This window comes from Brevefilum fermentans (genome assembly GCF_900184705.1).
Taxonomy (GTDB): domain Bacteria; phylum Chloroflexota; class Anaerolineae; order Anaerolineales; family Anaerolineaceae; genus Brevifilum; species Brevifilum fermentans.
This window is the reverse complement of the sequence record NZ_LT859958.1, coordinates 1,766,841-1,790,054: the sequence shown is the minus strand read 5'-3', so window position 1 is coordinate 1,790,054 and position 23,214 is coordinate 1,766,841. Positions and strand designations below refer to the sequence as shown.

Sequence of the window (23,214 nt, the reverse complement as noted above, 5' to 3'; positions counted from 1 at the left end):
CATGTGCAATAACTTTCTCTTTCGGCGTTCCAGAGATGGTTTCGGTTTTTGGTCTTGCATCCCTCAACCCGTACTTCAATGGATTTAACACCTATTCTAATTGGAGATTTAATACAGGTCAAGGTAAATTTCAAGTTTTTAAGATTAGAATATTTTTTGCCCCTCTCATTTAGCAAAGCCCCCGCGGTGACGAGCGGGGGCTTTTTGTGTGAGATTCAAATCCTGCCAGCGGGAAAAAGCGCACCGGCAAGAAGTCTAAATTTCAGGTTAGGGTGTCCAACCCGCATACGCGGTTTCTGAAGTCAGGCCGAAGTTGCCGCCGACCAGCGCCAGGTCCAGGATGTTAACCTTGCCGTCAAAGTTCACATCCGGGTTGTTCTCGCCCGTTGGTTCGGTGGAACCCGCGCCACCATAAGCGCCACCAACGAGGCCCGCATCAGAGATGTCGATGACATTATCAAGTGTGCCGTCACCTTTTTTCCAGTAGGCATTGCCGCCCTTCAGTTCAAGCGTTGGAATGAGGTAGTTGCCGTTATTAACATTGATGGTCTTTCCAAGTTCTGCGTGTACGTTCAGGTAGCGCTCCTGCAGCGTGGTGACCAGATACATTCCGCCATTTACATTGACAATGACCAGGTTATTACTGATGCGGTTAATGGTCTTCGTTTCAGGGTATGGTTCCACCGTCACCGGGATGTCGCCGCGATAGGTGCGTCCCTGCATCCAGAAGGTGCCAATGACCGAAACTCCACTGGTTGGAAAAGTGTATTGGGTATTTGCCAGCTCAAATGGTGGTGTCGGGTCATAATCGTTAAGCGCAACATAAATCGTGTTATCACCAGCTTCAATGAAGGTCACTCGGAACAACACCAGCTCCGGATCAAAGGCTATCCCACCGGCTGCCAAATCGCCTGGATCAAATGTGCTGACAACCGGTTTCCAAGTTAGTCCGCCATCATCTGTATATTCAAGCACAGCGCCCGGTGGCAAGGTGAACACCAAGCCCAGATTTTCAAAATCGCCACCATCGGAATTATCAACCGTGATGTTGAATTCAATCGGCAGGGTGACCACATAATCCTGTCCGGGGACCGGGACAATGGCAATCGTCGGCAGCTCGAAGGCATTGAGCGTGGCTGGATGTGCTTCATCCAGGTAGACCCAGGTCGATGGGCCGCCGGGAACACCATTATCTACCGGACGCATGGCAAACTCAGCAGTTGTTTCATCAACTTTCAGGGTGTATTTGCCGGGTTTGTCCGTCTTCAGGGTCACGGTAAACAGGACGATGCCTTCATTCTCAATCGGATCGCTTATTTCACCACCCATATCAAGGTGGGCTCCGACATAAAAGATCCCGCCAGCCACTTTTTCGATCAGCTCCCAATCAAAGGTGCCCTTCGCTTCAAATTCAACAATTTCTAAATCATCCGGGATCGGCAGTAAAAATTCGGCGCCGACAATCTCGACCATATCGGCTTTGACCGCATAGGTGACTTCCATATCATTGTTGCTCACCACCCGGTCTACCCAGGGAGTGCCCCCGAGGTACTCCACGAACAGCTCCACATGCGTCCAGGGTTCGAAGGCAACAGGTCCAAAACCGCCAGCATCAACCATATCCTCTATAACCGTATATTCACCCCAACTGTTGAATTTTGCGTTGATACCATCACCTATTTCATCCATGATGCCCCCAGTATTCTTAAACAGGTTGCCCTGGACATCGAATACACCCGAGAATGATCCACTGGCATTGTCAATAGCATAATTTAGTTCCGTATCGTCCCAATATAAATCATGGATATAGTTGTTGAGTATTTGTACATCCTTATTAATGGAGCAAAGATATACTCCTATACCTGCCTTTCCCTTTCCCAAATACGCACCATCGATTTCAAGCCCATCCAGGATGAAATTCGTCACGCCGCCTTGGGGGTAACCACAACCCACATTGACCGCATGCCAGTTATTGATCGGAACCAGCTTGGCGCCGCCATAGGATTCGCCCATAATGGTGATGTAATCGGCATCAACGTAGAAGAGATAGCCTTTTTCTTCATAGCCCTGAAGAACCGTGCCGTCCTTCAGCAGGAAGGTCAGGTCTTCGCGGTCTTCGTGCACCCAGATGCTGGCTTCGTAGGTGCCGTCGAAAATCAGCGTGGAGCCGGGCGCCGCACAGGCCACCACTGCATTGATTTCTTCATGGCTTGTCCCCGATGGGAAGGTGTATTCGCCGGAGACATTCTCGGAACGCAAAATCGTCATGGCTTCGTCCGCGTACCAGGGGGCGTAGGTGGCAGTACCGTGTACCCTTGAAGGCCCACAGGGGCTGCCCCACCAGTTGGGGGAGGCATTCAATGTGGCTGCTGTCGATGCGTTCCACACACCGCCCAAAATGGTATTGTCCTTAACGCTGGTTGTATCAGCGTTGCTGCCACGCAAAATAATTGAGCCGTGATATTTACCAGATCCCGGATCAGGTGCGCCTTCCAGGTCAATCTCAAAAGTGCTACGGGTGATCGACAGGGACTTGCCACCGACCGCCGTATAACGGACACCATAGGAATTGCCATCATTAAACGGTTTGTTTTTGAAATAACAGTCTTCAACCACCAGGCCGCCACCGCCCTGTTGATTGATGCCACTTTTTACATCCGTAAAAGTGGAGTTTTTAACGGTTAAATCGGACATATTACCCTGAATGCTGATGTCATACCCATTGGTAAAGGTGCAGCGCTCAACGGTCACATTGGACACGTCACTTGCCGCCTGAATCCCGCGCCGACCGGTGATCGTTTCCCTGCCACCGCCATCAAATTTACAGTCCTCAATCGTAATGCCATTCCCCTTTTTGATATAGATGGAATCATGTAATATGTTCTGAACCTCAAAGTCGATGCCGCGAATTGTGGTCGCCCCGGTGTGATCGATCGTGAGTTCGCCCTTGATTACCGGCGGGTTATCAGGATCAGCGCCCTGCACGGTGATACCTTTCTTGTTCAGCAGCAGCGCTTCTTCGTAGGTGCCGGGACCAACCAGGATCGTATCGCCAGCGTTTGCCCAATTAATCGCCGATTGGATGGAGCTGTAAATTACGGTATCGCCCTGGATCATAACCGCTTTATCAAAGGTGTTCTCCGCAAAAGCCGCAGCCATGTCGATGTTGGTTGTATTCCGTGCGCTAATTGGAAATAGATTGCGAGTGAATTTATTACCGGTTGCTATCGCAACAATAGAAGTATCAGTGCCGCTATAACCAATTGAGATACCGAACTCGTTGTCGGTCAAGTCATTATCAATGATTGTAGCGGTACTCTTCGGTCCATAATGATCAGTAACCAGAATAGCCGCAGAACCCCATGTGCCAGAAGCCACACCAAGGCAGTTTGAGATGGTGTTGCCTGTGATTGTGGCTTTAGCGCCGCCGCCAATTTCGATACCATAATCCAGATGGTCACCTTCTCCTTTGCCGGTGTATGTGTTACCTGTGATTTGTGCGTCTGTAACACCAGAACCAAAGGCCATGATCCCAATACGACCGATATTTTCTAATTTATTGGCTCTGATGATCATATTGCCACCCATAGCGACAACACCCACACCTTGGTAACCAGGATAGATGATATTCTGTATGATGTTATTTTCAATCGTGCCGGTGCCGTGTGAACGAATCGCCTGGTAAATCTCTTTACCATCCCCATCAAGGGTGACATTGGAGAGATTGAACTCCTTACCCGACTGAACAAGGAACCAGCCGCGTGCATCACCGCCAGAACCGGTACTTTGGGCAGGTTTGATAGTGGTAGTTGCTTTATTTTCGCCAATGATGGTCAGGTTTTTATCGATGACGATCTGAGCCGTTTCAACATAGGTCCCAGCCGCCACCTCGATTGTATCGCCATCCGCGGCAGCAGCGATCGCAGCCTGGATAGAGCTGTAAATCCGAGAGCCACCATCAAAAAATGTCGCTTTATCGAAAGTGTTGCTCGCGAATATACTTTCAATCGCGCCGGCGGGAATTCCAGTTCCAGCATTATATAACCATACATGGGTTAAATTGTCGCTGAATTCATTGCCTGTGATGGTTGTCGGGCCCGGAGCATAAACTGCGGTAACGTTATATCCAAAAAAATCGTTGTCCTGGATAAATATCTTGCTGCCATCAAAATTGTTGCCCTCAAAATAAATGGCAAGTTTTCTAACGTATTTGCCACTGTCATTTGGCACACCAGGGTCGTTGGTTATACCGTCAAACACATTGTTTTTTATGACCAGGTTCCCAGTCCCTGTTCCCCCATAAAATTCAAGCGTGAAAACGTTACCATTAGTTTTAAAATAGCCAGGGATAGCACCGTTGCGCATGATGTTATGTGATATTTCCCCAGCTGTCTGATTGCCACCTTCTATTTCAACTGGGCCAAATTGGTAATGTAAACATTCAAACAGGTTATTGGTGATCAGGAAGTCCGTAGCGGTTACTCTGATCGAGGCTCTTAACCACTCACCGGTAAAATGGCTGTTTTTTACAACCTGCCCTTCGCCGCTGATCATAATCGCGCTGCGTCCGCCGTCGAAAGTGATGTTATCGATGACCAGGTTCTGTGTTGTAATAAAGCCCCCATCAGGTCCGCCAATAAAATACCCTTTCCTATCTAAGTAGTTGGTCGCTCCAACGGTCATATCACTCAGGGTGACATCAGATGCAGCTGTAACAAAAAACACATAGCCATAATCACTGATGTTCTGAAACCGGACCTCAGTTTTATCAGGGCCGGCGCCTTCAATCGTGAGTGACTTATTCACGTTGATCGAACTGGTGATGATATAGGACCCCTCGCCTACGGCAATCGTGTCACCGGCGTTGGCAGCATCAATCGCAGCCTGGATGGTTGTATAATCACAACCCGATGCGCAAACCGTAATTGTTGATGGGTCTGCCTGTACATGACTCCCGGGCAGCAGCGCCAGCAGCACCGCCACGGCGATCAGCGCGCCCAGGGTTTTGAATAAAATTTTTCTCGTTTGCATTTTTTATTCCTCCAAAAAATTGCTAATTTGAATTGATTTGAAACTTGTCCTTCATGTGTTTGCTTTGCTGATAAAGGCACCTCCTTTTTTATGGTGAATGGTGAGTGGTGAATGGTGAATAGTGATAAGGAATCAGGGATCAGGAAGCAGGTATCAGGAATCAGGGAGCAGGAAGCCGGTTTGCCGTCCTCCGTCTCCGGTAATCCGTCCTCCGTTCTTCCGTCATCCGTCTTCCGTCCTCCGTCTTCAGTCTTCCGTCCTCCGGTCTTCCGTCCTCTGTCTTCCGTCCTCCGTCTTCGGTCTTCCGTCCTCCGGTCATCCGTTTCCCGTCTCCGATTTTCCGTATTTTGCCTCCTTTCAGCTATCAGCTATCGGCTATCAGCTACAAACTGACAGCATTCGTCTGTGCGTGCAGAGGCTTTCCCCTCGTCTCCGATGGATGTGATGTGTGTTGTGCTGTGATAAAGACGGTCCCCTGCAAGCCCCATAAAATAGTCCTTGATCTTTTTCTGCCAGCCGGTTCTTCCCTGGCTGGCGGTCCGACGTCGGTTTGATGGAGTATCCCACGTGTTCTCCAGTCAATTATGGTTATTATTAGGTTATTCTAATGGAGGTTGGGGATCATGTCAAGGGGAATTTGGCTGAAAGGTGAAAGTTCAAAGCTCAATGCTCAAAGGTGAAAGCTGAAAGTTGAAAGGGGGTAGAGCTTAGAGTTTAGAGCTTAGGGTTTAGGTTTTAGAAGAAAGAATAAACGCAGTACACCAATTCTTGATTCCTGGTTCCTGCCCCCTGATACCTGATTCCTGTTACCTGCTCCCTGATACCTGCTCCCTGCTCCCTGATCCCTGTTACCTGATACCTGATACCTGATACCTAATCACCACTCACCATCATCGTCCTGAAGCGCAGCGGAACCCCTGTAGCGAAGAGAAAGGGGCTGAAGCGAAGCGAGTGGGATCACTACTCACCACCCTATTTCCCAAAAACATCATATTGGGCTTCGAGCTCCTGGCGGAACTGGCGCGTGTACAGGTTGTAATACTTGCCCTTCAGGTTGATCAATTCCCGGTGGGTGCCCATCTCCTGGATCTGCCCATCTTCGATGACGATGATCTTATCGGCGCGTTTGATGGTGGAAAGCCGGTGGGCGATCACAAAGCTGGTGCGACCGGTCATCAACTGTTCCATGCCGCGCTGAATTAATGCTTCGGTCAGCGTGTCCACGGAACTGGTGGCTTCATCCATGATGAACAGCTCGGGCTGCGCCAAAATGGCGCGCGCAATGCTGATGAGCTGCTTCTGACCGACCGAGAGCAAGTTGCCGCCCTCGCCGACGTCCTGGTCATAGCCTTTTTCGAAGGTCATGATGAAGTCGTGCGCGCCAGCCATTTTTGCCGCGGCTTCAATATCTTCATCGCTGGCGTTCAGGCGCCCGTAACGGATGTTCTCGCTGATCGACCCGGAAAAAAGGTGCGGTGTTTGCAGGACCATGCCAATGCGCGATTGAATGTCCTCAAGCTTCATATTTAAATAATTGATGTTGTTGAGGTAAATGGCGCCGGAGGTGGGCTCGTAGAAACGGCATAAAAGGTTGACGATGGTGGTCTTCCCCCCGCCGGTCGGTCCAACCAGCGCCACGGTCTCGCCCTGGTTGACATGAAAGGTCAATCCCTTAATCACAGGATCATCGGATTCATACTCGAAGTGAACATCCTCAAAGCGGATGTCGCCCGAGAGGGTTTCAGTCGCAACCGTTCTGGGGCGATTTTTGACGACCGGTTCGGTATCGATCAGGTGGAAGATGCGTTCAGCAGAGGCGACGGCATTTTGCATCTGGGCATAAACCCGCGCCATATCCTGAATGGGCCACATGATGAAGGTGACGTAGGAGACAAAAGCCTGGATGCCGCCGACGGTCATCATGCCGATTTCAACCTGAAGTCCGCCGCGCCACAGGACAAAGCCCAGCACAAGGGCGCTGATCAACTGAACGGTGGGCAAAAACAACGCTGAAAGCCAGGCGGCTTTGTAGCTGGCATGGTACATGCCATCCGTCAGCTCACTGAATTCAGCCAAGTTGGCATCCTCCCGCGAGAGGGCTTTGATGACGCGCACGCCGGTGATCCCTTCGTTGAAGGCGCCGGTGATTTTTGAATTCATCTTGCGCGAAAGACGGTAGTGATGGAGGATGCGAATGCGGAACTGGTAAGCGACGACGGCTAAAAACGGCAGCATCCCCAGCACAATCAGCGCCAGATTGGCGTTGATGATGAACATGAACACGGCAGCCGTGATGATGTTGACGGTCGCCCAGGTGATATCCAGCAAGCCCCAGGTGATCAACTCAGCCAGGCGTTCGGTGTCCGAGGTCAGGCGCGCCATGATCCAGCCGACCGGCGTCTTGCTGAAATACGATAGCGAAAGGCTCTGCAGGTGGTTGAACATTTGTTTGCGCATGTCGTAGCGCACCCGCTCCCCCAACACACCGGTTAAGTAAATAAAACCAAAGGTCAGCACGGCCTGGAACAGCATGACGCCGCCGTAGATGAGGACAATGCGCACAATCGCCTCGCGACTGCCGGCGCGAATGCCCTCATCGATGATTTGGGAGCTCAGATAGGTGGTATAGGCGTCAATGATCGAGACCAGGGCGATGCTCAGCAAGAACCCGGCGACCCAGCGCCAGTGGGGCTTTAAAAGGAGGAGCAAACGCCGCAGGATGGGCGTGCTCAACTTGCCATAATCTTTTTCTTCAAATTCGTCAAATGTTGACACCCGAAATTTCCTTTTCTAATTCAAGCTCGATCCTGGTTTGAATATTGAAAATATCCTGGTACATGCCGCTGATCTGCATCAGATCCTGATGGGTGCCCTGCTGGACGATCTCTCCCCGGTCAAAGACCAGGATCAGGTCAGCATCCATCACACTCTGGATGCGGTGGGCAATAATGAAGGTGGTGCGGGTTTGCATCAGCCGCTCCAGGGCTGCCCGGATGTGCATTTCCGTTTCCGTGTCCACGCTGGAGGTGGAATCATCCAGGATCAGGATGCGCGGATTTTTCAATACCGCACGGGCGATCGCCAGCCTCTGTTTCTGGCCGCCCGAAAGGGTCACGCCTCGTTCGCCGACCAGGGTGTCGTAACCCCTGGGGAATTCCAGGATGACGTCGTGGATGGCGGCAAATTGGGCTGCTTGAATGATCTCATCCTCTGAAACCGAACGATGGACGCCGTAAGTGATGTTTTCACGAATCGAGCGTGAGAATAAGAACGGTTCCTGCTCCACGATGCCGATTTGCGAACGCAAATACTTGCGCGGATAGCGGGTGATATCAACGCCGTCCAGCGTGATCAAGCCGTCGGTGGGGTCATAAAAACGCGGCAGCAGGTTGACCAGGCTGGTCTTGCCCGAACCGGTGGAGCCTAACAGGGCGATCACAGCGCCCGGGCTGCAGGAAAAACTCACTTTGTTGAGCACGAGTTGACCGGGTTCGTATTCAAAGCTGACATCTTTGAAAACAATGTCTCCGCTCAGGTCGCCATCGGGCTGGTAATCGCCTTCCAGGAGGGGCTCGCGTTCTTCTTTCAGCAGTTCAGCCACACGCTTGTAGGACACCATCCCGGTGGAAGCCTGAACGATCAAACGCCCCAGGTTGCGCATCGGCCAAATGATCCAGATGACCAGGGCGATAAACGCCATGTAGGTGCCAACGGTGATCTCGCCGTTTAATGCCATGATGGCGCCAATGTAATAGGAGGCAAGCAGTTGTGCGCCGCAGATAATATCGGATATGGGCCAGAAAAATGACTGGATGGTGAGCAAACGCCGACCAAGATTGAATTTGTGCCAGTTTTCCTTGTCAAACTTGTAGGATTCGTAGCCCTGGCGGGCAAAGGCTTTGACCACCCGAACGCCGGTCAAGTTTTCCTGTAAGCGGTTGCTGAGGGTTGCTTCCTGCTCCTGGTAGGCTTCATAGGCTTTGGAGACACGTGAGAAAAAGAACAGGGAGACAGCCAAAATGGCCGGGATGGCGATCACAGACGTCCACGCCAGGCGGGGGTGCAATCGCATGATGGCGACAAAGTTGATCGCAAATATCAGCATGATGCGGCCGATGCCGATCGCCTGGTCGGCGAAAAACCGGTTGATGGCGTCGATATCTGAGGTGGCGCGCGAGATCAGGTCTCCGGTTTTGGCTTCTGCATGGTAGGCATAGGACAGTCGCTGCAGGTGGTCGTAGAGGAAATTGCGCAAACGGCGTGTGCTTCCCTCAGCCACTCGGGCAGCCAGCCAGCCGGAGATAAAGGTGAAGGTCCCCTGCAGCAGCGCCATCCCGATATAGGAGCCGATGATGAGGATCATCTCCGAACCGAAATTGCGAGGCACAACGATCTCATCGATGAAGCGCCGCAGCACCAGGTAAATCCCGGTGCGGGCGATGGCTGCGATGGCCAGGGCGATGATGGCGCCTAAATACAAAACTCGGTAGCCCTTCATCACCCGCATTAAGCCAATAAAGCGGTTCTTGGACAGGTTTTGACTTAAATCAACGTCATAATACGTGTTGGTAGACATAAAAAAATTCACTCCAGCAAGGGTTCATCCGTCAGAGCCAGGTCGCGACGCTGTAACTGGTGTTTGAGAGAATAACAATATCTCGGTCCGCGGAAACAGTGACCGCAGAACCGTTTTTCACAAAACAGTGAGGCTTGCACTTGGAATTGTTCCCGTTCCCAAGAGACAAGTTTACTGCGTTGCACCGCTGTTGTCAATTTACGAAGCAAGGGATGTGATTTCTCGAAGTCGATTAACCTCAAAAAATACCCGGGCAACGTTTGGCGGGACACCGTGATTTTTCCTCATGACCCACAGGGTGTTACTTACGGTAATGGCAGCTTGAAGGTGGGCGAGCTCGGGTCCTTGGTAAAATCGGTTTCGATCAGGCGCAGCATATGATCATAAATCTCATCCAGCTCGCGATCAAGAATCACGCAATGCCCGGAGTTCACCAGGTGGAAATGGTATTTCACCTTCGAACCGATTTTCTCCAGGATCAATCCAGCGGACTGAGGCGCGATGGTGGTGTCATTCTCGCCGGTGAAGATCACCACAGGCTGGGCGATTTTCGGCAGGTTGCGCCAGATGTGTTTTTGGAGTTTATGCAGCTCGGCTGCCCCTCTGAGCGGCTGGACCGTATAGCCTTTCCAAGCCAGTCCATCATCCTTATCCTCTTTTACCAGGTATTTAATGAACGGCCACAAAATTCTGGTAAGCCATAAATTTTTCACTTTCAGTGCCGGGGCAAACAAGAATAACCCGCGGATCTCGGGGTGCTGGCGCGCCAGCTCAAGCGCTAACAAACCGCCCATGGATTCACCGCCGACATAAATCCGGTCGCAGTGTGGGATGAGTTTCTCATAGAATTGTTTGACCTTTTCAACCCACATCGGCCAGGTGGCGCGGTTCAGGTCCTCGGGGTCCGTTCCGTGCCCGGGCAGCAGCGGAGCGGCAACGGTGAACCCCTCCTCGTGAAGCTTTTTTGCCAGGAGCCTGACTTCGGCGGTGGTGGCGGTGAAGCCGTGGATCAGCAGGATGCCGGTTCGGTTGCCTTGCCAGAAAAAATCATCGCCGTCAAGGTGGGGGTTTTTTATGAAATTAGAGTTCGTCATTTTTTAACCTCGGTCATTGTTCGGGTTGCAGCGGGCAGGATGGCGACCCGGGCGTCTGCAGGGATCTGGTTGCTGATCCAGGAGATCAAATCGTTGATCAATTCGGGCTTGCTGGGGGTCAGTTTCCAGGTTTTAACGGTTTTCGGAGGGATATCTGATATCAGCACGATGTTGATGCGCACGGCTTCGCGGGCAATTTGCAGGGCTTTGTGCGGTCCGACTTGAAAAAAGCCGGATTCAAAATGATCGATGACCGCCGAGTGCGAATCGGCGTTGAGAATGTAGTCCTCATAGCTGGCGCTACCGGATCCCTCCGGGCAGGCGGCTAACAAGAACACCCAGCCGCCATCGCGGGTGATGCGAGCCGCATGGGTGAGGCCTTTTTGACTCTGGTAAAGGTTGATGTCCTTGGGCGCTCCGCCCGGCGAGGCGATCACCAGGTCATAAGGCGCGGGAACCTCCACGCCGAAGGACTGCCTTACAAAGGGGATCGCGGCATCCATGACGGCAAGGGGCGAGCCGAAAAAGACTTTAAGCACGCGTTTGTCCTCATCCAGAACCGTGCCCAACGAAAAATGGACGTCGGCTTTGCGACCGATCTCCTCAATTTCCTGACGTAAAGGGTTGAGGTTGTATTCGCCGGTGCGTGCATGGGGATGGGTGAGCCCGGCGTGGTTGGCGTCAATGGTGGCGCGCCCTGCCAGGCCGATGGCGGCCGTTTTCACGCCGCCGGAAAAGCCCATAAAGTGGTGCGGTTCGATATTGCCCACGGAAAACTTCAGGTCGCAGTTGTAAAAATCGGCGTTGATAAGGATCGGGTTGCCGTGGGCAGATTGACCCAGATCTGCCATCGGAGCGTTATCACAGTCGTGAACCTGAACCCGGTATCGATCGATAATCGATTGATCCAAAATGAGGGGCAGTTCATCGGGCGTCATCGGCACATGGGTGCCGCTGCCAACAAACAGGGTGATCTGGTCGGGCGTGAACCCGAGGCTTTCCAGGTGATCGAGCAGGTGAACAATCGGGTTGGGCTTGGGAACCGGGCGGGTCTTATCGTTGAAGGCGATGCCGACCGATTTTGCCTCAAGGAATTGCTCCCAGCCGATTACGCCGATGGGGGAATGCAGCGCTTCGATGATCGCCCGGTCAGGATCGGGCAGGGGATCACCAGGCTGGGGTTCGAGCAGGTCGACCTGCCATGTCGCCGGAACTTCAATGCTGATGTGTTCATGCCCATAGGGCAGGGTATAAGAGGCCATGATCTCACTCCGATTGTGTGTTGATTGTGTTTGTTTTGACCAGATTTCTGTCAGGTGCTGCCTTTCGTTCGCTCAAGCCGGAGCCGATTTCACAGCGGCTGGTCAAATCTTTGAATTTCGACCCAATAACCGTTCGGGTCGATGATGAAGAAATGATAGATGCCATATCTCGGATTGTGGATGGGTGGGTTGACGATATTTTCTCCCTTGGCTTGCAGGGCTGCATACCAGCCATCGACATCCTTACTGACCAGGGTCAGGATCACCTTGCGGCCCGGCTCAATCGACTCAATATGTTCGCAGAAGCCCAGGTAAGCCTCCCGGGTGACTTTGAAAATCAGGCAGGTGCTCTGTTCGCGCGCCAGGGGCAGCCCTAAAACATCCGTGTAAAACCGGCGGGTTTCTTCCAGGTTGCTGGCATGTAAAAAGGTGATTTGTTGGTTAATTTCCAAAGCAGGCATGAGGTGTTAGTCCTTTCTGGGATAACATTAAAGAAGCCCAGGTCAGGCGACGATCTCTCGAATTTCATTGTAGAGCGGCTGTAAACGTTTGTACATGTGCTGATAAACCCGTTCGTACAGGTCGGTGTAGATTTTATGGCGGTGTGGGTCGGGCTCAAAGGTATCACCGAGGTGAGTCATTTCTGAAACTGCCTGGTTGAAATCGGGGTGCAAACCCAAACCGACGGCCACATCAATGGCGGCACCCAGTCCCGAAGCTTCGTACACATGGGGGCGAGTGACGGGCAGTCCGAAAATGTCGGCGGTGATTTGCATGACGCCCGGGCTCTGACTGCCGCCGCCCGCGACCCTGAGCTCAGTGATGGGGATCTTAGAACGCTTTTCGGTCCTCTGCATGCCTTCCAGCAGGGCATAGCCTAACCCCTCGATGATCGCCCGGTAAAAATGGGCGCGGGTGTGCACATCGCCAAAGCCGATCACCGCGCCCTTGGCCTCTGGCCCGGGGATCTTCAACCCCGGCGACCAGTAGGGTTGCAACATGAGACCTTCTGCGCCAGCTGGCACGGTTTGTAGCAAGTTATCGAATAAAACCTCGGCTTCAACCCCCAGCTTCTCGGCTTCTCTGCGTTCGACGAGCCCAAACTCCTCTTTAAACCAGCTCACCATCCAAAAACCGCGGTAGATCTGCACCTCCAGCGAGTAAGCGCCGGGTACGGCTGCCGGGTAAGGCGGGATGAGGGGGATTACCTCGGTATATTTTGTGTGGGTGGTGTTGATGGTAGCCGTGGTGCCAAAGCTCAGGCAGCCGATGTGCGGTTCCAGGCAGCCTGCGCCGATCACTTCCGTTGCCTTATCGGCTGCGGTGGCGATGAGCGGCAAGCCTTCCGGGATGCCGGTTGCTTCCGCCGCCTCGCGGGTGATGTGCCCCAACCACTGGGCTGGCGGCACGAGATCGGGTAACTGTTCCCGATCCATTCGGATCGCTTGCCATTTCCAATCGGAGGGTTTAGCCCAATCCTGGTTCTTATAATCAAAGGGGATATAAGCCACCTGGCAGCCGATGGAATCGATGACTTTGCCTACCAGCTTATGCGTTAGAAAACCTGAAAGCAGCACGAATTTATCCGTCCGCTTCCAGATTTCCGGTTGATGGGTTTTGATCCAATTGGCTTCGGCTTCGGCTTGAAAATAGCGGACGGTCTCACTCATGCCGGCTAATTTGAATAAAAGCCCCCACACACCGCCCACCGGCGGCAACCCCTCGGTGCGACGTTGATCCAGCCAGACCACAGCCGGGCGTAAGGGCTGCTGGTTTTTGTCCAGATTGATCAACGTCGAGCGTTGGGTGGTCAAACCCACCCCGACGATGGCATCCTTATCCACTCCTTCCATCGCCCATATTTCCTGGCAGGCCTGGCAAACGCCCTGCCAGAACACGTCCGGATCCTGTTCAGCCCAACCGGGTTTTACGGAGTAATACGGCTGGATAGGGACCCTGTTTTTGGCGATCAACTGTCCTTTTAAGTCGAAAATTAAGGCTCTTACGCTTTGCGTGCCGTTATCGATAGCCAGGATTTGGTCTTTTGCCATGGTTCTCTCCAATGGATGGCGATTGTTGGTGACGTGTTTACTCAATCATAATCGATAATCATCCATTTTTTTAAAAATGGGCGCCTTAATTGGGCAAATGATAATTCTCCCGCCAGATTTGGCGGTAGCGTTCGACTTCGGCTGCCCAATCAGCATCAGACCAGCCCAGGTGTGGTTGCACCCTGGCTCTAATCGAGTCGATTAGGTCCATGCCGCCGTTGGGGAACAGGACGCCCAGCCTGACCCGCCTGAGGAGCAGATCATCCAGGTGGAGGACCGCTTCATTTTTTGCCGCCCAGGTTAATTCTGCCCAAAGCTGTGGAATCGGCTCAATGGGAACCAGGTCTTCCGGGTCAGCCTGCTGGAAAAACGGGTTCACGTCCATGCCCAAACGACCTGCCATTAGCAACCAGTCCGGGTTTGAGCGATCATTTCGCGCCTGAGATTGGGGATGGATGAAACACGGCGCGCGATGCGTGAACCTGGGACGACCGGGCAGCCGATCGGCACAGAAGTTGAGCGCGTCGGCAGCCATGACGCGAAAGGTCGTTAATTTTCCGCCTGCTACCGTGACCAAACCATCTTCTTCCCAGATCTTGTGGGCGCGGGATTCAAGGGAGGGGTGCGCAGCGTTGGTGTTGATCACCGGGCGCAAACCGGAGAAGGTTGAAATGATGTCAACTTCGGACACCGGATGGTTGGGAAAGGTGTATTGAGCAGCCTCCAGCAGATAATCCACTTCTGCGGTTGAAATCCGGGTTTCGTCTTCAAATAGCTCATGGTCGAGGTCTGTTGTGCCAATCAGCGTTCGGTTTTCCCAGGGAATGGCAAACAACGCGCGGTTATCGCGCGGGTGGAGCATGGTCACCGCTGCCTTAAGCGGAATTGACTCTTGTGAAAAAATCAGGTGGCTGCCGCGCAGCCGGCGCAGCCTGGCGGGTCCTTGGATTTGCTCTCTGAGCTCATCCGACCAGGGTCCGCTGGCGTTGATGATCACCTTGCCGTGCAGTTCGACCTGTGAGGGGGCAATTTTTCCGGATTGGTCCTCAACAATGACGCCCTCAACCGACCCATTTTTTGCTTTGCACAACTGAATCACCTTTGCATAATTTATAGCCGTGCCGCCGAAGCGGATGCCATCCATGATCACGCGCAAAACAAGCTGCGAATCATCCACAACCGCGTCGAAATATTTCAAGCCCCCAACAAGGCTTGCATCGCTCAATGCGGGAAGCGCATTCCTGGCTTGCTGCTGGTTGAGGGTGTAATGCTGCCATTTTGGCGCCAGCAGGTCGTATATCAGCGTTCCGAGTTTCATCAGCCTTGTCTCGCGGGCATTGTGCTCATAGGTGGGGAAGATGAACGCCAAAGGGTCAACCAGCCCATCGGACTCGCGCAACATGCGTTCGCGCTCCTTAACCGATTCTCTGACCACATCAAATTGCCGGTTGCGCAAATAGCGAATGCCGCCATGGACCAGCTTGGAAGAACGGCTGGAGGTGCCAAAGGAAAAATCCCTGGCTTCCACCAGGAGGGTATTAAGCCCTTTTTGCGCCGCCATATTAAAAATCCCCGCCCCGGTGATGCCTCCGCCAATCACAATCAGGTCCCAGAGTTGATCGAGGTTCGACCAGGTGTCTTTGCGCCAGGTTTGTGTCAGCATGGTTGTTCCCTCTTTCCTCAGTCCGTATCGATCAGCTTACCGGCGTTCATAATTTGTTCAGGGTCGACGGTTTTGATGATATTCTTCAGAACCTGCATGCTCAAAGGGTCTTTTTCAACGCTGAGGAAAGGCTTATGGTCGATGCCGACGCCATGCTGATGGCTGATGGTTCCGCCCAGCGCCGTGATAGCCTGACTGGCTGCGCCTTTCATCTTTTGCCAGTGCGCCAGGGTTTGATGAGGGTCCTGACTACGGCGGAAAAGATAGGTCACATACATAGAGCCGCCGTTAGTGTACACATGTGAAATGTGACTGAAAATCAGCACCGGCTCGTTATCGCCTTCCATGGCATGGCTGATGGCATGGTAGATCGCCTGCCGTCCACTGTGGAGCTTTTCCCAGGGGAGGGCGGTTTCCAGGGTATCCAGCGCGTAGCCAAGATCCCACAACGTATTGCGTAGATAGGGCGTGAGGAAGCGCTTTTCGATCCAGGCTTTGCCCAGGTAAAACTTGATCAACATGCCCTGGTGCGAGCGGACAATGTGCGCCAGTTGACGGTCAGCCAGGCGATTTTCTGCACGTGTGCCGGTCAACCCATAGATCAACATGCAGCGCTCTTCACCGTGTCCGAACAGGCTCAGGCCCTTTTTGGCGATATTAACCAGCTTTTCTTCACCAGAAAGCTGGAAGGTGGTTTCGGTTTCCATGGGATCGCTTAGACGGACCATCGAGACTGCCAACTCGCTTTGAGCGATCTTACGCACAGCTTCCACACCGATTTCAAAATTGGGGAAAAATGCTGCATAAAAATGTTCTTCTTCGGGCAGGCGCCGGATGCGCATCGTCGCCTGGGTGATGATCCCTAAACGCGCTTCAGAGCCCAAAACCAGGTGCCGCAGATCGGGACCGGCAGCGCTTTTAGGGAAGTGCGGCAGGTCCATGGGGCCTGCCGGAGTTTCGAGATGCCCTTTGACGAACAGGGGCTCGATGCGACCGTAGTGATAGGATTGCTGCCCAACCGAGCGGGTGGCAATCCAGCCGCCCAGGCTTGAGTATTCCCAGGATTGTGGAAAATGTCCGAGAACAAAACCGTGTCCTTTGAGCTGGGCTTCGAGTTGCGGGCCGTTGACACCCGCGCCGAAGGTGGCTTCAAAATTCTCCTCGCTGAGGTGAATCAATTGATTCATCCTTTGCATGTCAACGCTGAGTGTGGGTGGTCCTTCACCCGGGGGCGTCAGGTGACCAACAACGCTCGATCCTCCGCCATAGGGAATAAGATTCACATTCCCCGATTGGGCAAATTCTATCAATGCCCTCACATCCGCATCGGTTTCAGGATATGCCACACCATCCGGGAACGTGTTGACCAAACCGTCGCACATATCGATCCAGTCATTGAGCGATTGCCCGCGTGCATGACGCAATCTCTGTTCAGGGTCTGTATTTATCAGGGGGTGGGCAGATAGGCGGGTAGGGGGAATTTTGCGAATGAGTTCCTCGATGGAGATGTTTTTTTGGTGATGGGGTTTCCCGACGACCTTTTCAAGATAAACCCGGGCTGGCTCGGGTACCGGGTAATCGGTTTCGAGATTTCCCCAACCTTGAATACGTTTCATGGTTTCCTCCGTTCAAATAAATCCAGTTTTACTTGTTGCCAAAAAATCATGCTTTCACGCATGACCATATCCGAGAGTATTCTCGCCTGGTTAGGGTCACCTTTTTCAGCAGCATGGGCAAGGTCTCGATAAAAATGTATCGAATGCTGGCGGGCTGAGGCAATTTTAAAGTAATAAGGTGCCAGGCGCAAGTAAAGGTCTTTAAATCCATTTAAAATCATCACAAAAACCGGGTTATTGCTTAACAGGGTGAGCGTGTGATGAACCTCCCAATCGAAATGGGCATAGTGACCCGGGTCTTCACCCAAGTTGTGGCGACCCGCCAAAAAAGAACCGATCTCAACGGGTGCATTTTCAACAGCCATGGCCGTGTAGATCGGAGCCATTGCCAGGCGGGCGATCAGCAAATTTTCAATGAAGTTATCGGGCATGTGTTCCGGGAAACGGGAAAGGGTGTTTAACACGCCCAAGTTGCCTTCTTTCCAATAATCGCACACCCGGGTCGCCTTTCCCTGGTTAATTTCAACCCAGCCGTCGCGTTCCAGTCGACCGAGGGTCTCTCTCAGGGTGGGGCGGGTGACTCCGAGAAATTCGGCTAATTCACGTTCGCCAGGGAGGTGGCTGTTGATTGCGAAAGTCCCATCGAGAATGGCAGAGATCAGGCGACGCTCCGCGATTTGAGCGGGTTTGCTGATGTGCTGCCATTTGGATGAGGTTACTTCATTTAACTGGTAAGTGGTCATACCAGTATGATACATGAGAAGTGGAAATAATACAAGGGTTAAATGAGATATTTATGAGCTGTTGCTGTGAAAAAGAGAATTGACGGCTTGGAACCGGGAATCAAGCCCATAGTTAACCTCAAGTTGCGACCCGTTGCGACCAGGGTTTCCAGCGAAAGAAGAGCAGGGGAGTTTTTGTAGATCATTACCGGTCAATGGAGCCCCATTACCTTGGACGCGGTTATTCGTTAATTACAGGTATTTTTCATACAGGCGATGGGTTTTATGAAAGTTGATGTCCACATTCTGAGATTCATTCAGGATCTTGGTGTTTTCTTCGCGCATTTGTATAAGTTCTGCGTAATGATATTGATCAAATTCCATCACGCTTTTAAACATTTCATTGTACAGAATGGCAGTTGCACCCAGGCGCTGGTATTCTTCAATCACGCCAATGCCATTAAAATCAATCCAATTGGTTTTTTTACTTTCACGCAGAATTTCCAGCCATCCGAAAGGGAACAAGCGTCCCTTAATGCGCTGAAAAGCGGCACCCACATCGGGGTAAGCCAGGATCCAGCCGATGGGCTGCTCGTCCTTATAAATTAATTTAACCAACCTCGGGTCCGCGATCCACAGCAACTGCCTGGCCAGGTTGTCCATATCTGCATCAGTGATGGGCGGATTTCCTGCCGGAACGGCTAAGGTGTCATTATACATTTGCTTGAAATCGTCAATGACGGTGCGTAGCTGGCGTTTTGTTTTGATCAGCGGCGCTTTAAATCCCATGCGTTTTTCGACAATTTCGGCGGCTCTAAAAATCTTTTCAGAGATATGGGTATTACGATCGATCCACCCGGTAAATACATCCTTCACTTTGGCAAAACCCTGAGCTTCAATCAGTTTAGGGTAATAATCCGGGTTATAGGCCTGTCCAAAGGCTGCCCGATGCTCAAAACCCTTGACCAGCATGCCAAAACCATCTAAAACGGTAAAACCCTTTGGCCCGTAAACGTGATTTAATCCTTGACTATCGCTCCATTCAAAACCTCGCGAAAAGAGCGCCTGGGCGATATTTAAGTCATCAATGCATTCAAAATAGTAAAAGAAAGCGGTTTTTGTCTGATGAAAATCATTATAGCGATGATTATTAGCCACGGCTAACCGACCAACGACTTCACCCGTATCTGTCATCGCCAGAAAGAAGGCTGCCTGACCATATTGATAAAACGCGTAGCCCGATTTAAAGATCTGGCGCATCTCCATTTTGAGCGGCGGCACCCATTGGGTGTTATCCTGGTAAAGCTGATAAGGGAAATCGATGAAAGCATTTTCTAATCGGCGATGTCTGGGTAGTATTTCGATGATCTTCATTGGAGCAACCCTCTTAATAGTGAAATTTTCATATCAAATCATAGACGAAATCATTGTTAAGCTCAAGGGCGCGCAAAAAAGTACTTCCAGGTAGCAATGAAAGCTGCAACTGAGATCCACCCACTCCTCCCTTTTGAAGCGGTGTTTAAGTTTGGGAGGGTTAGGGTGGGTAAATAAGGAAGCCTTGATTGTTTTTGGCAAGCCCACGAAAGAAAACTTCCTGTTGATAGAGTGAAACATTGATTGTGATGCTCAGGGTACGTTCCAATATTTTAACTGGGCAACCTTTACAGTGAAACCGGGTGTGTTAGCAAAGGCGATCAGAAAACCGGTGTATCCTGCATTTGTCAGGGTTGAATCCGTGGCAGAACCAACCTCGACCCCATCTACAAAAATGCGGAAACTATTATCTCTCATCCAAATTCCAACCCGGTGTGGGTCGGCGAGACCAACAGTGAGTTCTTTTGCTTCCTGGAAGCCGCTGACCGTATTAATGGTGACGTTTTCCGACATGCGGAACAACCCCCAGCGTCCATCACAGGTAATTGCCAGGAAGTAAAATTGCTGACCATCTGAACTGCCGCGTACTGCCAGTCCAATCCGGTCTGCACCTGAACAGGCTGGCATTTGAATGGTTGTTTCCACATAGGCATTCTTCAGTGTTGGAGCTGATAGATACCAGCTGTGCCAGTTGGCGTTGGCTTTTGCTGTCAGGTTGAGGAAACCACCGCCAGTTTTAAAGCTTGCCTGGTCTGTATCGACATGATCCCAGGGGCTGGTATCGCCGGTGAAATCGTAAGTCCATGCTGGCTGACCCAACACCTGTGCCGGATCACTGGCTGTAAGTGTACTGGTGGGTGTTTCCGTTGGGATGTCCGTCGGGGTTTCGGAAGGGGCAACTGTTGGCTCTTCTTCAGGCGTCGAAGAAGGCTCGAGGGTTTCTGTGTGGGTAGGTATTTGTTGGAGCGCAGTTTGGATGGCGGTTTCTGTCAGGATAAGACTGACCTGAGTGGCTACCAGGTCATCAGTAAGTTGCTCCTGCTTCGGTTCAGGACTGCAACCTGTGATTACCAAAGCAGTAATAACAAATAGAGAGATGAAGACGATTTTTCTCATGGTTTCTCCGAATATTGGCATTGATGAACAATAGAGATATTATATGGTGTTCAATCTCCAAACGCAACTTGAATTGAGAGAACTGGTTAATCAATGTGTGGAGGAATAACTACAACCATGCCTTCGCGCCGAAACAGATAAAAAACACTGTGCAGGTTTATTCTTGATTAAGGAAATCTTTATGGATATTTTTGAAAAATGTTACCGGTATACTGAAGTTAAGGATGCAAAGGAAGCAGGTATTTACCCATATTTTATTCCTTTGGATGAAAATGAGGGCACAGAAGTCACATTTCAGGGGCGCAATGTGATTATGTGCGGTTCGAACAACTACCTGGGACTTACGACCCATCCAAAAGTCAAACAAGCTGCGATAGATGCTATTGCCCGTTACGGCACCAGCTGCACGGGCTCCCGGTTTTTGAATGGCAATATGGCTTTACACGAACGTCTTGAAGCTGAAATTGCGGAATGGGTCGGCAAGGACGATTCACTCGTGTTCTCAACGGGGATGCAGGTCAATTTAGGTACGATCAGCGCCCTGGCAGGACGGGGTGAGATTGTGATTCTGGACAAAGAAGACCATGCCAGTATTGTGGATGGGGCTTTTTTAAGCAGAGCAAAAATCGAACGCTACCGGCATAATGACATGGCTCAGCTTCAGCGGGTGCTGGATAGTTTACCGGAGGATCAGGGGAAATTATTGATAGTCGATGGATTGTTCAGCATGGAAGGCGATATCGCACCATTGCCGGAAATCGTGCCCCTATGTAAAGCATATGGTGTGCGTCTGATGGTCGATGATGCTCATGCAATCGGTGTTCTGGGCGGTGGACGAGGGACGGCAGCGCATTTTGGCTTGACCGACGATGTGGATTTAATTATGTCAACTTTCAGCAAATCCTTTGCCTCTTTGGGTGGATTTATCGCTGGTGATGCTGATGTGGTGGATTATATTAAACACAAGGCACGTAGTTTAATCTTCAGCGCCAGTATTCCACCCTCTAATGCGGCTGCGGCATTGGCAGCACTTGAGGTGATGCGCGAGGAGCCTGAGCGGGTCGTACGGGTAAACCAGATTGCGGATACGATGCGAGCAGAATTCCAACGCCTGGGCTTTGATACAGGTGATTCCGTTACCCCCGTGATCCCGATTATTATCGGAGATAATGATCTGACCTTTATTGCCTGGAAACTATTGTTTGAAAACGGTGTATTTGTGAACCCGGTCATTTCACCAGCGGTAGCGCCCGGTCGCCAATTATTGCGAACAAGCTACATGGCAACCCATACGGATGAACAACTTGAGCGCGTGATTGAAATCTTTTCCAGGGTTGGAAAAGAATTGGGTTTAATCTAGAGGCAAATTATTTCTGATTGGAAAAAAAGGCTGTCTCCATAACCCCAAGAACAGCCGGATTTATTCTCCCTGCCGATTAATTTTCAGCGGCTTGATCAATGGCATCCCGGTCTGCCATGCCGGTATCTTCTAAAGCTTCTTTCAAAGCTTGCTCCAGATCCTTTTTATCAGGCTTGCGCTTGAAGCGATTCTTTAATTTCTCAAGCAAATTTTGTGTCAGGTTCTTGGTCAGTGCATTGAGCGATTTTTGGCTGATGCGTTCCCCTTTTTCAAACCATAACGAAGCTGCGTAACCCAGGACAACTGTGGTTGAGGATGCGATGGCTGAAGAGAGCAACCAGCCAGGTATGCCGCCAAGCCTGCTTAACTGCTGGAATAGCGTGCGTCCCAGCAATCCAATGCCAAAAGTTGCTATCAGTTCACGAGCGCGCACGAAGGTAATTTTATAATTGTGAATGCGAGCAATACTGAGTACCATGGTGGATTGATTGGCAATTAGAGGGATGAAATCAATCAGTGGCAAAGGCACTAAAGCAATGGCGCCTGAGACAACTGAAGCGGTGACGATCACCCGCCAGGCCAGATTCCAACGGTAATGGGGCAATGCTTGTGCCAGGGGAATTAAGAATTCCGGGTCAGTTATCACGATCCCCATCAATACTTTTGAAATGTTAAAGCCCCGCTTTGCTGAGATCGGGATGACCTTGTCCTTTTCTACGCCCAGATTGCTGGCGGCTTTTTCGATCACACCGGTTTCATGTTTGCTGCCAACCAGGTCAATTTTATTGAGCACCACCAGGTAGGGCTTTTGCAAAGCTAAGAGTTGTTGATATAGCTGGAGCTCGGTATCTTTTATACCTTGAATGGCGTCAAACATAATCACCAGGAAATCTGCCTCCTGGGCGGCATTCAGTGCTTCTTCTTTTTCTTTTTCACCTACTGGACCCACAGAGTCTGCGCCGGGAGTGTCTATGACAGCAAAGATTCCTGCATCAGCGACCTGGTTGATTCGAGTTGTGCCAGGTACCGGGCTAACTTCAGCCTGGTCTTCTTTTGCGCGGATAAAGTGATTGTACAGTGTCGATTTTCCAACATTGGCTGGTCCAACAAGAACCACTCTGTTCTTGTGCCCAAAAGCTACTTTCATCTGGATCTTCGACAGATCCATCAGCATATTGATTAAATTCAGGTCCAGGGGTAAGCCCTCAAATTTTTCTTTCAGGGCTTCTTTTTCGTCCACCGGGATGGCATCCCACAGTGGATTCAATATTTCCAGGGTGTTGTCGGGCAGTAATTTGAGAATTTGGTCAAATTTTGACATGGTTTAACGCTTGAGAAATATGAGCTTT

The 23,214-nt window shown here is 51.3% G+C and carries 14 protein-coding genes; 1 reads left to right on the top strand and 13 read right to left on the bottom strand.

Translation table 11 applies throughout. The features are described from left to right. Positions 1-267: 267 nt before the first annotated feature. The 12 genes from CFX1CAM_RS07855 to CFX1CAM_RS07795 form a co-directional block, all read right to left on the bottom strand. Positions 268-5,031, bottom strand: a complete 4,764-nt coding sequence (locus CFX1CAM_RS07855) for a right-handed parallel beta-helix repeat-containing protein (protein WP_087862492.1) — start codon at positions 5,029-5,031, stop codon at positions 268-270. 972 nt (positions 5,032-6,003) lie between these two features. Continuing rightward, positions 6,004-7,806 (bottom strand): ABC transporter ATP-binding protein, encoded by a 1,803-nt coding sequence (locus CFX1CAM_RS07845; RefSeq protein WP_087862491.1) that lies wholly within the window; start codon positions 7,804-7,806, stop codon positions 6,004-6,006. After that, the gene (locus tag CFX1CAM_RS07840) at positions 7,793-9,607 is read right to left on the bottom strand and encodes an ABC transporter ATP-binding protein (protein WP_087862490.1); all 1,815 of its coding nucleotides are present in this window, start codon (positions 9,605-9,607) and stop codon (positions 7,793-7,795) included. Before CFX1CAM_RS07840 ends, CFX1CAM_RS07845 begins: the two co-directional genes overlap by 14 nt. Positions 9,608-9,912: 305 nt before the next feature. Continuing rightward, positions 9,913-10,701, bottom strand: coding sequence for an alpha/beta hydrolase (locus CFX1CAM_RS07835; RefSeq protein ID WP_087862489.1), 789 nt, complete (start codon positions 10,699-10,701; stop codon positions 9,913-9,915). Next, positions 10,698-11,963, bottom strand: coding sequence for a nickel-dependent lactate racemase family protein (locus CFX1CAM_RS07830; protein WP_087862488.1), 1,266 nt, complete (start codon positions 11,961-11,963; stop codon positions 10,698-10,700). The genes CFX1CAM_RS07835 and CFX1CAM_RS07830 overlap by 4 nt, the downstream gene beginning before the upstream one ends. Before the next feature lie 89 nt (positions 11,964-12,052). Continuing rightward, positions 12,053-12,424, bottom strand: coding sequence for a VOC family protein (locus CFX1CAM_RS07825; protein WP_087862487.1), 372 nt, complete (start codon positions 12,422-12,424; stop codon positions 12,053-12,055). 42 nt (positions 12,425-12,466) lie between these two features. After that, a complete protein-coding gene (locus tag CFX1CAM_RS07820) occupies positions 12,467-14,014 on the bottom strand; it encodes an FGGY-family carbohydrate kinase (RefSeq protein WP_087862486.1) in 1,548 nt (515 codons plus the stop codon). 85 nt (positions 14,015-14,099) lie between these two features. Then, positions 14,100-15,677: a glycerol-3-phosphate dehydrogenase/oxidase gene (locus tag CFX1CAM_RS07815; protein ID WP_087862485.1), complete on the bottom strand. Its 1,578-nt coding sequence runs from the start codon at positions 15,675-15,677 to the stop codon at positions 14,100-14,102. Positions 15,678-15,694: 17 nt separating this feature from the next. After that, on the bottom strand, positions 15,695-17,293 hold the full coding sequence (locus CFX1CAM_RS07810; RefSeq protein WP_087862484.1) for an FAD-binding oxidoreductase: 1,599 nt from the start codon (positions 17,291-17,293) through the stop codon (positions 15,695-15,697). Continuing rightward, positions 17,290-18,036, bottom strand: coding sequence for a fatty acid metabolism transcriptional regulator FadR (gene fadR, locus CFX1CAM_RS07805; protein WP_157891795.1), 747 nt, complete (start codon positions 18,034-18,036; stop codon positions 17,290-17,292). Before fadR ends, CFX1CAM_RS07810 begins: the two co-directional genes overlap by 4 nt. Before the next feature lie 231 nt (positions 18,037-18,267). Continuing rightward, positions 18,268-19,389, bottom strand: coding sequence for a hypothetical protein (locus tag CFX1CAM_RS07800; protein WP_087862482.1), 1,122 nt, complete (start codon positions 19,387-19,389; stop codon positions 18,268-18,270). 252 nt (positions 19,390-19,641) lie between these two features. Further along, entirely contained in the window at positions 19,642-20,505 is an 864-nt protein-coding gene (locus CFX1CAM_RS07795; protein ID WP_087862481.1) for a hypothetical protein, read from the bottom strand. A gap of 181 nt (positions 20,506-20,686) precedes the next feature. On the opposite strand from CFX1CAM_RS07795, the gene CFX1CAM_RS07790 reads away from it, so the two are divergent. Then, positions 20,687-21,865 (top strand): aminotransferase class I/II-fold pyridoxal phosphate-dependent enzyme, encoded by a 1,179-nt coding sequence (locus CFX1CAM_RS07790; RefSeq protein WP_087862480.1) that lies wholly within the window; start codon positions 20,687-20,689, stop codon positions 21,863-21,865. Between the two features lie 76 nt (positions 21,866-21,941). On the opposite strand, the gene CFX1CAM_RS07785 is transcribed toward CFX1CAM_RS07790, so the two are convergent. Beyond that, on the bottom strand, positions 21,942-23,186 hold the full coding sequence (locus CFX1CAM_RS07785) for a YcjF family protein (RefSeq protein ID WP_087862479.1): 1,245 nt from the start codon (positions 23,184-23,186) through the stop codon (positions 21,942-21,944). Positions 23,187-23,214 lie beyond the last annotated feature (28 nt).